Below are 10,401 nucleotides of genomic sequence, written 5' to 3'. Positions count from 1 at the left end.
GGCGTCAGCCGGGGGAGGAGTCACGTTGACGGCGTCGACGAGGTTGAGCGCCTTGAGCAACTGGGCGAGCTCGGTGCGGGTGGCTCCGGCGGCGACCGTGCGGGTTGTCACTGGGGCCCGCTTGGATGGTCGGCATGACCGTCAACGATGTCGCCCGTTCTCTGCCCGATCCCGACGTCCTGCGGGACCACTGCCGTGCCTTGGCGATGCTGGATGCGATCCTCAGTCCCGATTGGTCCTCGCGCTACTACTCGTTCGACACGCGGTGGTCCCGGACAGAGGAGATGGCGTCGATGCGCAACGGTTCGGGGGATGAGTACTCGATCGTCTTCGCTCCGGCCGGTGTGTACCTCCGGGGATTCGACCACGAGTCGCCGATGAGCCCCTACGCCGAGGACGGAGTGTGGCCGGGCGTGGTGGACTCTGTTCCCGAAGAGTTCCGGTCGTGCGTCGAGGAACCCGTGTTCAACGACGACGGCATACCGACGGTGACGGCCTGCCTGTGGCGTAGGACGACTGATGAGAGTTGGCAGACGGGGAAGATCGACTTCCCGGAGGGCCGTGTCGACCCCGACGGGGCCGACTGGCTGTTCCGGCTCCTCACCGACCGGTCTCCGGAGGCGTACGCGAGCTTCGCCGTCGACTACTACGAGGTACCAGTCGATCTGGATACCGTCCGGCACATCTGTGCCCTGAGGCCGCTCACCGATGACGTGATCCGTGCCCTCGACGCCGAGCTGACCCTCACGGACCTTGCCGAGGACATCGCCGAGATCGGCTACCCCACGACGTAGGGAAACACCTCGTTCGACGGGCCGAAGACGGTCGACGGTCGTCCCGACCGGGAACCGGGCCGGTCACGGTCGGGCAGCGGCGGTCGGTGTCACGAGCCGACCGGGGTGGCGGCCAGCAGGCGGTGGCCGAGATCGGTGGTGGTGTGGCGTACGGTGCGGCCGGTGCGGTGGGTAGTGACCAGGCTGGCGGCGCGCAGGGCGGCCGCGTGCTCGGAGGCGGTGGACTTGCCGACGCCGAGGCGGCGGGCGAGCTCGGTGGTGGTGGCGCTGCCCTGGACCGCGCGCAGTGCGCGGGCCCGTCCGCGACCGACGAGTACGGTGAGGGCGTCCCGTTCGGGTGGGGCCGTCGGCGAGGAGGCGGCGCGGTAGGCGATGGCGGCCTGCCGGGAGGCGGCGACCGATGGTGAGGACGATCGAGTCGGCGCCGGCGAACGGGCTGGGCATGAGCAGCAGGCCGTGGCCGGACAGGTCCACGGTCGACTCCTCGGGGTCCTGCCTGCCGCAGCCGTGGAAGGTGATGGTCAGCGCCCTTCGCGCCGAGCGAGTACGCCGTCCGGCTCGACCGGGACGCGCCGCCGCTCGCCGTGGTGACCGCCGTCCGCACTCATCCGGCCCCGCCCGGTGGTGCCCTCCTGTGCCGACTGGCCTGCCCGCAGTCTGCGCACCACACGGCTGGGCCGCTCGCCGCCCGTTCAGCTACCGGTCTTCGCCGGTCCGCCCAACGCGCGGGCGAGGAGACGGTACGACCAGCTGGCCGCCCGGCACCACGCCCACGCCGTGCCACCGAGCGCCCGGTACCAGGCGATGCCGAACGGGAGGGCGATGGCGAACCAGGACGGGGGTGCCAGCTCGCCAGGCCTCCGGGCACCCTCGCGCGCCCAGCGGCGGCACCGTTCGACGCCCCGGCGCGTCCAGGCGGCGCGGCGTTCGGCGCGCCCGGACCAGCGGGTGGAGGCCCGCAGCAGCGCGGAATTCCAGCTGCTGCGGAGGCGTGCCATCGCATGCCTCCTCTCCTGCGGTCCCCTCAGCTCCCCAGGCGTGCCGCCAGCTGCTCCGGGAGGGCGTCGCGGTTCGCCCGGGTGAGGGGGAGGACCTTGACGTCGGTGCGGCGCTTGAGGGCGTCGGTGAACGGGCCGTGCTGCGCCTGGACGGTGGCCACGACGTCGACCTCGGCGGCGAACACGGCCCGGACGGTCTCCTCGAACGGGCGGTACGCCAGCTCCATTCGCCCGAGCTCGTCGATGAGCACGAGGGTTCGCGCCGACCACACCAGGGACGGCAGGGCCAGGCGCTCCATGACCCGCAGGTCGACGCCGTACCGTCCGACCCGTGGCGGGCCCGGAAAGTCGACATGGGCGAGCACGGCCCGTTCGCCCGCAAGCGTCTCCAGCGCGAATCCGACCCGGCTGCCGTCCGTACGGATCTCCTCCGTGGTGAAGCCGGAGGTCTCCCGGGCGGGCAGCAGCGCCGCGAGTCGGCGGATCGCGGTGGTCTTCCCGCTGCCGGGGCGCCCCTCCAGCAGGATCCTGGTCGGCATCTCGGACTCCGTATCGGGCGGTCGAGTGGTGGCCGGCCCCCGGTGACCAGCATGTCCCCCCGCGCGCCGGGGCCGCAACGCCGTTCGGCGGTGCGGGCGGGGCCGGTCGGCCCTCGCGGGGCGCGGCGTGGGCGCGGAGGCCGGAGAGGCAGCACGGCGACGGCCGAGGAGGCGACATGCCCGGCGTCCACCCGCCGTGGGACAGCGCCGAGGCCTCGCCGGCCGACGGCACGACCGTGGAGCTTCGGCCGCTCGGGCCGGAGGACCATCGGGCGGTCCTCGACCTGCACGCCGCCGGGATGTCCGAGGAGAGCCGTCGGATGCGGTTCTTCGGGGTCAGCCGGAGTGCCCGATACAGTCGGCGAGGCGGACTGCGAGCTGCTGGACGAGCCGCCGGGAACGGCCGACGAGCCGCTTGCCCGTGATTCGTCCGCCTGACGTCGGGTCCAGTCAGCGGATCAGCACCCGCTCGCCCGAGCGCGGGACCACAGCCGTCCAGCCGAGTTCGCGGTCGATCCGGTCGCGCAGCGCCTGACGCCCACGACCCGGCTGAGGCCGTCCTCGCCTTCGCCCGGCGAGCCGCGCTGGGCTCGGGCGCTCCGCTGCGGGCCGTCCACGCCTGGACCCCGCCCGGGAGCCGGCGGTCCCGCTCAGCCGCCGACCGGTCCCTGCTCGCCGAAGCGGAGGAGGGCGCCCTGGTCGAGCTGCTGGCGCACGACCCGGAGCCGATCGCCGTCCCGGACGTCCGGCGCGCCCGCCCCGCCGACGCGCTGGTGAGCGCCGCCCGCTCCGCCGGTCTGCTGGTGCTCGGCCGCACCGGCCACCGCCTCGGTCCCGTCACCCGGGCGGTGATCCGCCACGTCTGGTGCCCGGTAGCCGTCGTCCCGCGCGGCTGCCCCGGTGCGTCTGCGTCCGGATCCTGATCCGCCTCGGCTACGGCCCCGAGGGCGCCGTGACGCCCCGCCTCGCGGCCGGGGACGTGCTGGATCCTGATCAGTCTCGGTCTTCGCCCGCCGAGCCGGCGATCAGCCACTCGAAAGCGGAGCGCGCCACACCACCTCGGTGCCGCCCCCGGGGCGGGTGCGGGCGGTGAAGGTGCCGCCCGGGGCGGCGGCGAGGTCGGAGAGGTCGGCGAGGCCGCTGCGGCGGCCGTGACGTCGAACAGGCCGGGCATCCGTGGGGCGGGGTGAAGTCGCTGCTGCCGCGCTTCGCGGTCGGGCAGAGATTGCCGAACTCCTTGTCCCGGATCCGGATCGGCACCCCGGGAAGCTTCGCGTCGGCGGGTCGCCGGGAAGTTGTAGGAGGCCGGGTGGCCGGAGATCCGGGTGGGCCGCAGCCCCCTGGCATGCCTCCCAAGGGCCGTGCAGCCGCGTGCTGCCGTGCCTTGTGGATGGTGGGAGTCTGGTGGGGTGGGCGCTCCGCTGGAGGTGCCGCGTGTCGGATGCCCGGATCACCGACCTGTACGAGGTCATGATGGCCCACTCGTACCTGGCGGAAGGCATGACCGCTCCCGCCACGTTCAGCCTTTTCGCACGGAAGCTGCCGGTCGGTCGCGGCTTCCTCGTCGCGGCGGGCCTTGAACCGGTCCTCGACCACCTCGCGCAGGTGCGGGTCGACGAGGAGGACGTGGCGGCATTCGCCGCCGCGCTCGGCCGCCCGTACCGTGACGTGGAGCCGCTGCTCGGGCTCGGCTTCAGCGGCGAGGTGTGGGCCGTGCCGGAGGGGCGGATCGTCCTGGCTGACGAGCCACTGCTGGAGGTGACCGCTCCGCTGCCGGAGGCACAGATGGTGGAGTCGTTCCTACTCAACCAGGTGTGCCACCAGACCGCTGTGGCGTCCAAAGCCGCACGCTGCGTGCTCGCCGCCGCAGGGCGACCGGTGGTGGACTTCTCGCTGCGACGCACCCACGGCACGCAGGCGGGCGAGCAGGCCGCCCGCCTGGGCGCCATGGTGGGATTCGCGGGCACCAGCAACGTGGCCGCCGCCCACGCGTACGGGTTGCGCGCGGTCGGCACGATGGCGCACTCGTACATCGAGGCGTTCGGCGACGAAGCCGCAGCGTTCCGGGCCTTCGCCCGCTCCCACCCCGGACCGGTGACGTTGCTGGTCGACACCTACGACACCGAGGCCGGGGTGGCGGTCGCGGCTCGAGTCCTGCGGGAACTCGGGCTGCACGAGGGCTGCGCGATACGGCTCGACAGCGGGGACCTCGGCGCGCTCGCGGTTGCGGCCCGGAGGATTCTGGACGCCGCCGGGCTGCCAAGCGTGCGGATCACGGCCAGCGGTGGCCTCGACGACTACGCCATCGACCAACTGGTCCGCGCCGGAGCACCGATCGACCTGTTCGCCGTCGGCACGCTCGTCGGGGTATCGGCGGACGCACCGTACCTGGACGCCGCGTACAAGCTGGTGGAGTACGACGGGCGGCCGATGATGAAGCTGTCCACGGCCAAGGTCACCGAGCCCGGTGCCAAGCAGGTCTTCCGCGGCCCGGGCTTTGCCGACACGGTCGCGCTGCGCGACGAGCCCACGCCGCCCGGGACCCGCCCGCTGCTGGAACAGGTCATGGCAGGCGGGCGCCGAACCGGCCCGCCGCGTCCGCTCACAGAGGCCCGCGCCGCCTTCGGGGCCGACCTCGCAGAGCTACCCGCCAACGCCCGCCGCCTCGCGGACCCCCAACCTCCGGACGCAGTGAGCTCGGAGCGGCTTCGCCGGCTCACCGCCGACGTCCGGCGCCGGATCGAGGAGCGGCTTCGGAGCGAGGAGCGGCTTCGGAGCGTCGAGGCGGCAGCTCCGGGCACACGGGCAGACTGACCCGCACGCCCACCACCAGGGGATCAACCATCGCTCCTCCTGCCCCCAGGACGTCCGCTCCCGGCAGGATGCCGTTCCTGGGCTTCGGGCCCATCGCAGCCGAGCCACCCGGCCGCCTCGGCCAAGCGCCCGAAGCGACGCGGACGGACGTCCCGCGCGGAAGACCGTTTCCTTCACCCCTCTCCAGGCCCCGCCTCACGGGCGCAGCCTGCCGCAGGAAACCGGTACACCGACCCCGCAGCCGCTTGATCGTCACGAGCTCACGCTGCGGCGTGACGGAGAGCCGCCGCGCGGCTCCTGCCGGGCTAACGCCGGTGGCCGCCGATCACGGCACTGCCCATGCTCGAACGGAAGGCCCGCGTGCCTACACCGGCCACCGGCCGTCGCCGCAGGGGCACGCCATGACCGAAGGACCCCGCCATGGAAATGCCCGTCATCACCGGATGCGCGGTCGAAGGCTGCGCCTACAACCAGGACCTCGCCTGCCACGCCCTGGCCATCACCGTCGGCGACGCCCGCCACGCGCACTGCGACACCTACCTGCAGGCCCCGCCCAAGGGCGGCGATCCCTCCGCCAACGGCAGGGTCGGCGCGTGCAAGATGTCCGACTGCCGCCACAACGTCGGCCTGGAGTGCCGCGCCGCGGGCATCGCCGTCGGATTCCACCAGGCCGACATCGACTGCCTGACCTACGCACCCGCCTGACCTGCGCCACGCCTTGCCCCAGTCGAGTCGAGAGGGAAGTACTGTTGCGCATCACCGACGCCCGCACGGGAGAGCACGCCGAGATCCGTCCGCGCCGGGCCGGACTCCTGCGCGTGGCCGTCGCCGTCGGCGTGCAGGATCACCGGTTCGACCTCGCGGACCTGCGCGCCCTGCTCGCCGGCGACGTGCTGGCCCGTACCTGCGAGGTCCAAGGCGTGCAGGTGTTCATCGAACTCGTCGTCCCGGACAGTTCCGACGACCAGGTCCGGACCTTGTTGAGCGCCGCCGACCAACTCGGTATCCATCCACCCGCCCAGCTGAGCACGTGCCATGAGGCGGACGATGGTGGCCGAGTGGCGGCCGACGTGGTCGTCACCAGCCGCCCGCACCGCCGGCCCGGCACACGGTCCCCAGTCGTCCTGGTCACCGGACCGGTGTCCGCGGAGCTTTCGAACGGCAGCCTGGAGCTGCCCGCAGACCTGTCGGACATTTCCCCGGCGCCCGAGTACGATCCCTTCGCCTTGCGCCTGGTGTTCCTCGAACATGCCGTCACCGACCCGGTCCGGCTCACCGCCGCCGCGCTCACGGATGCCGCCGGCAGGCTTTCCCGCTGGCGCTCCTTCGTGGCCGACCTCGCCTGCGTACCGTCCGGGTCGCTCGACGCGGACATGGTCCAGGCGAGCTTCGACGGCCTGAACGAGGGACTGGACGCGCGGGTCGCCCTGCGCGCGCTGCGTGCGTTGGAGGAACGGGCGGATCTGCCGGACGGTACCCGCTTCGAGACCTGTGTCCGCCTGGATCAGATCCTCGCCCTCGAACTCGCCCGCGACATCGGCCGCAGGGCCCGATGACCCGGCCGGGCGCTGAGCTCACGTCCATCGGGCTCAGCCGTGGTGAGGCCGAACGACATTTCCCTGCACACCTTGGCGATCTCGATCGGCCGGTCGACGTGCGGCGGTGCGGGACCGCCGCACCACAAGGCCCGTTGCCGGTTCGCCGTCCGGAAGGCAGCGAGCCGGGCGGGGCGGCTTCGATGGGGGCGATCGGCACGGTCCACATGGACTACGGGTTCATGACACTCCTGCCCCGCACGTAACCGGGGCCGAGGCCGCACCGCACCGTCCAGGACGCGCTGCCCGGAGACGGACGAGCGCAGCCGCGTCGCACCCGCCTGTCGGCCACGCACCGACTCGGCGCTCATGTCCAGGCTCATCCCGAGCACCACCGCCGGCGGATACGGCCACGAAGGCCGCACCCTCCCCTGCAGCACGCGCCAGGTGCCCGGCAACCGACTCCCGGGATGCGGAGGCTCCACAACCGGGACAACGCTGGAAGGGACGGCTCCCGTCCGTGGGCCGCTGCCCGACGAAGCCCGGCCGGAACGGACCAGCACATTCGACGCGATCCCGATGGTCGGTCAGTCGCCGGGGCGCGCCCCACAGGCCCAGCACCCACACCACGAAGGGGATGGCGGTCATGCGCACTGCGCGGGACATCATGCACACCGGAGCTACCTGCGTGCAGGAGAGTGAAACGCTGGAGGCCGCGGCCCAGCGGATGCGCGAACTGGACGTCGGTGCGCTGCCGATCTGTGGCGCCGACGACCGGCTGCACGGGATCATCACCGACCGCGACATCGTGGTGAAGTGCCTGGCCGAGGGCCGGGACCCCAGGACCACGACCGCCGGCGAACTCGCCCAGGGAAAACCGGTCACCGTCGACGCGGACGCCGACCAGGGCGAGGTCCTGCGGCTCATGGAGGAGTACCGGATCCGCCGCCTGCCGGTCATCGACGCCCACCGGCTGGTCGGCATGATCAGCGAGGCCGACATCGCACGGCACCTGGACCGGCACGAGATCGGCGAGTTCGTCGGAGCCGTCTGCTCCCCGCGCCAGAGCCTTCCGTAACCGCTCATCGGTTGCCGGGCACACAGGCGGAACCCGACGAACGCCGCCGCCCCAGGGCGGCAGCAGGGAAGTCGCCGTCACAGGACGGTAGGACCACCAGCCACCAGGAGGCCCTGGCCCAGGGCGTCCGGCTCCCGTGACGGGCCCGAAGGCCCCTGGTCCCCGAGCAACGCCGTGGGGTTCGGTGGACTGGAGGATCGGAGGCTTGGCATGAGTGAGCTGCACGACGACACGCAGACGGCGCGCCGCACGGTTCACCGCCTGCGCGACCGGCTGGAGGCGGCGCTGCTCGCGGTGACCGGCGCGGCCCTGGCCGCCGGTGGGGTCGCCTGGCTGGCCGGGGCGGGGACGCTCGCCGACGTGTGCTGGGCCGCTGGTACCGCGGTGGCGATCATCCCCTCTCTCGCCTGGGTGATCGGCGCTCTGCGCCGGGGCCGGGCCGGGGTCGACCTGATCGCCGTCCTCGCTCTGGCCGGAACTCTCGCCACCGGCGAGTACCTGGCCGGAGCCCTGATCGCGCTCATGCTGGCCACCGGTCGCTGGCTGGACGCCGCCGCCGAACGCCGCGCCTCCCACGACCTGCGCCACCTGCTCGAACACGCCCCGCGCTCGGCCCGCCGCCGTACCGGTGACCAGGTCCGCACCGTCCCCCTCTCGGAGGTCCGGGTCGGTGACCTCCTGGTGGTCGGGCCCGGCGAGGTCGTCCCGGTCGACGGCCGGATCGAGAGCGACACCGCCGTCCTGGACGAGTCCGTCCTGACGGGGGAGTCGGCGCACACCGAGCGGGCGGCCGGAGAGACGATCCGCAGCGGCGGCGTCAACGCGGGCAGCGCCTTCGACCTGCGCGCGACCGCCACCGAAGCCGACAGTACGTACGCGGAGATCGTCCGCCTCGCGCAGCAGGCCGGTGCCGAGAGCGCCCCGGTGATCCGGCTCGCCGACCGGTACGCCGCCTGGTTCCTGCCGCTGTCCCTCGCCGTGGCCGGCCTGGCCTGGCTGCTCAGCGGATCGGCGGTGCGGGCGGTGGCCGTGCTGGTCGTCGCCACCCCCTGCCCGCTGCTGCTCGCCGCACCGGTCGCGATCGTCTCCGGCCTGTCCCGCGCCGCCCGCCAGGGCGTCGTCATCCGCGACGGCGCCGCCCTGGAAACCCTCGGCCGCGCCCGCACCCTCGTCCTCGACAAGACCGGCACCCTCACCACCGGCCGCCCCCGCGTCATCGACATCGCTGCCGCCCCCGGCCACGACGCGACCGAAGTCCTCACACTGGCCGCCTCCGTCGACCAGTACTCCCCACACGTCCTCGCCCAGGCCATCACCGACGAAGCCCACGCCCGCGGCCTGACCCTCCTGCCCGCACACGACGTCGCCGAGGAGCCCGGCCGCGGCGCCACCGGCCACGTCGACGGCACGGTGGTGAGCGTCGGCAAACACGACGACGCCGCCCGGCCCGCATGGGCCAAAGCCGCCGACAACCGCGCCACCCTGGACGGCGCTGCCGTCGCCTGGCTCACCGTCGACGGTGAGCCCATCGGAGCGATCCTGCTGCGCGACCCGCTCCGCCACGACGCCCCCCGCGCCCTGCGCCGCCTGCGCGAAGCCGGCACCACCCGCCTGCTCATGCTCACCGGTGACCGCGCCGAACCCGCCCACGAGATCGCCGCCGTCCTCGGCCTCGACGACGTCCGGGCCCAGCAGACCCCCGCTGACAAGGTCGCCGCCGTCCGCGCCGAACGCGAGCACGCCGTCACCGTCATGGTCGGCGACGGCGTCAACGACGCTCCCGCCCTCGCCGCCGCCGACGTCGGCGTCGCCATGGGCGCCCGCGGCTCCAGCGCCTCCTCCGAAGCCGCCGACATCGTCCTGACCACAGACCGCGTCGACCGCCTCGCCGACGCCGCCACCATCGCCGTCCGCGCCCGGCGCATCGCCGTCCAAAGCGCCCTCGGCGGCATGCTGCTCTCCCTCGCCGCCATGGTGGCCGCCGCGTACGGACTGCTCCCGCCCGCCGTCGGCGCCCTGCTCCAGGAAGCCATCGACGTCGCCGTCATCCTCAACGCCCTGCGCGCCCTACGCCTCGACCGCACCGCCCTGCCCGCCATCGAACCGGCCACCGAACAGCTCATCCGGCACTTCGCCGCCGAACACGACGACCTGCGCGAGGTCATCGAAGCCGTCCGTGAAGCAGCCGACCAGCTTGCCGACACCACCGGCCCGCAGGCCCTGCACGCCGTCCGCCACGTCGACCGGCTCCTCACCGAGCAGCTCCTGCCGCACGAACTGGCCGAGGAGCACCAGCTCTATCCGGCCCTCGCCCCCGCCCTCGGCGGGCCGGAGGCCACCGCCACCATGAGCCGCGCCCACACCGAGATCCATCGCCTCGCCCGCCGGGTCGCCACCCACCTGGAACTCGCCGACACCAACCACGGCCACCTGCGCGACGAACAGCTCGACGACCTGCGGGCCTGCCTCTACGGCCTCCACAGCGTGCTGCGCCTGCACTTCGCCCAGGAGGAGGAGAACTACTTCTCCCTCGCACACTGACCGAACGGGGTCTATCAGGAATTAGGTGTGGTTCGTCTGATTGGCTTACAGGTTCTTCGGTGGGCTGATCGGCCTACACTCGTCCGGCGGTAAGGCGGCCGT

The 10,401-nt window shown here is 73.2% G+C and carries 10 protein-coding genes; 7 read left to right on the top strand and 3 right to left on the bottom strand.

The window, feature by feature from the left end; translation table 11 throughout:
- The first annotated feature begins 134 nt into the window (after positions 1-134).
- Positions 135-794 carry a hypothetical protein gene (locus ACFU7Y_RS31075; protein ID WP_224274884.1) on the top strand — a complete coding sequence of 220 codons (660 nt, stop codon included), beginning with the start codon at positions 135-137 and terminating at the stop codon, positions 792-794.
- A gap of 89 nt (positions 795-883) precedes the next feature.
- Here the strand turns inward: ACFU7Y_RS31075 and ACFU7Y_RS31070 are convergent, their stop codons facing one another.
- The 3 genes from ACFU7Y_RS31070 to ACFU7Y_RS31060 form a co-directional block, all read right to left on the bottom strand.
- Positions 884-1,081, bottom strand: a complete 198-nt coding sequence (locus tag ACFU7Y_RS31070) for a helix-turn-helix domain-containing protein (RefSeq protein ID WP_263454464.1) — start codon at positions 1,079-1,081, stop codon at positions 884-886.
- Between the two features lie 405 nt (positions 1,082-1,486).
- Complete coding sequence (locus ACFU7Y_RS31065; protein ID WP_224274892.1) at positions 1,487-1,792, bottom strand: hypothetical protein; 306 nt, start codon at positions 1,790-1,792, stop codon at positions 1,487-1,489.
- Between the two features lie 26 nt (positions 1,793-1,818).
- Positions 1,819-2,331, bottom strand: coding sequence for a nucleoside-triphosphatase (locus tag ACFU7Y_RS31060; protein WP_380770388.1), 513 nt, complete (start codon positions 2,329-2,331; stop codon positions 1,819-1,821).
- 434 nt (positions 2,332-2,765) lie between these two features.
- On the opposite strand from ACFU7Y_RS31060, the gene ACFU7Y_RS31055 reads away from it, so the two are divergent.
- The 6 genes from ACFU7Y_RS31055 (at position 2,766) to ACFU7Y_RS31030 (ending at position 10,299) form a co-directional block, all read left to right on the top strand.
- Positions 2,766-3,254: a universal stress protein gene (locus ACFU7Y_RS31055; protein WP_380770389.1), complete on the top strand. Its 489-nt coding sequence runs from the start codon at positions 2,766-2,768 to the stop codon at positions 3,252-3,254.
- A gap of 511 nt (positions 3,255-3,765) precedes the next feature.
- The gene (locus ACFU7Y_RS31050; protein ID WP_380770387.1) at positions 3,766-5,145 is read left to right on the top strand and encodes a nicotinate phosphoribosyltransferase; all 1,380 of its coding nucleotides are present in this window, start codon (positions 3,766-3,768) and stop codon (positions 5,143-5,145) included.
- Positions 5,146-5,565: 420 nt separating this feature from the next.
- Complete coding sequence (locus ACFU7Y_RS31045; RefSeq protein WP_224274898.1) at positions 5,566-5,850, top strand: DUF1540 domain-containing protein; 285 nt, start codon at positions 5,566-5,568, stop codon at positions 5,848-5,850.
- Between the two features lie 44 nt (positions 5,851-5,894).
- Positions 5,895-6,701, top strand: a complete 807-nt coding sequence (locus ACFU7Y_RS31040; protein ID WP_224274900.1) for a hypothetical protein — start codon at positions 5,895-5,897, stop codon at positions 6,699-6,701.
- 625 nt (positions 6,702-7,326) lie between these two features.
- Positions 7,327-7,758 (top strand): CBS domain-containing protein, encoded by a 432-nt coding sequence (locus tag ACFU7Y_RS31035; RefSeq protein ID WP_224274901.1) that lies wholly within the window; start codon positions 7,327-7,329, stop codon positions 7,756-7,758.
- A 210-nt stretch (positions 7,759-7,968) separates the two neighbouring features.
- Entirely contained in the window at positions 7,969-10,299 is a 2,331-nt protein-coding gene (locus ACFU7Y_RS31030) for a heavy metal translocating P-type ATPase (protein ID WP_380770386.1), read from the top strand.
- The last annotated feature ends 102 nt before the right edge of the window (positions 10,300-10,401 follow it).

The organism is Kitasatospora sp. NPDC057542 (genome assembly GCF_042801945.1).
Classification (GTDB): domain Bacteria; phylum Actinomycetota; class Actinomycetes; order Streptomycetales; family Streptomycetaceae; genus Kitasatospora.
This window is presented reverse-complemented; position numbering and strand designations above follow the sequence as displayed.

What these genes read in the sequence shown, in the direction of transcription:
- ACFU7Y_RS31075 (WP_224274884.1), top strand. Translation starts at nt 135, where the DNA reads ATGACCGTCAACGATGTCGCCCGTTCTCTGCCCGATCCCGACGTCCTG.
- ACFU7Y_RS31065 (WP_224274892.1), bottom strand. Translation starts at nt 1,792, where the DNA reads ATGGCACGCCTCCGCAGCAGCTGGAATTCCGCGCTGCTGCGGGCCTCC.
- ACFU7Y_RS31060 (WP_380770388.1), bottom strand. Translation starts at nt 2,331, where the DNA reads ATGCCGACCAGGATCCTGCTGGAGGGGCGCCCCGGCAGCGGGAAGACC.
- ACFU7Y_RS31045 (WP_224274898.1), top strand. Translation starts at nt 5,566, where the DNA reads ATGGAAATGCCCGTCATCACCGGATGCGCGGTCGAAGGCTGCGCCTAC.
- ACFU7Y_RS31035 (WP_224274901.1), top strand. Translation starts at nt 7,327, where the DNA reads ATGCGCACTGCGCGGGACATCATGCACACCGGAGCTACCTGCGTGCAG.
- ACFU7Y_RS31030 (WP_380770386.1), top strand. Translation starts at nt 7,969, where the DNA reads ATGAGTGAGCTGCACGACGACACGCAGACGGCGCGCCGCACGGTTCAC.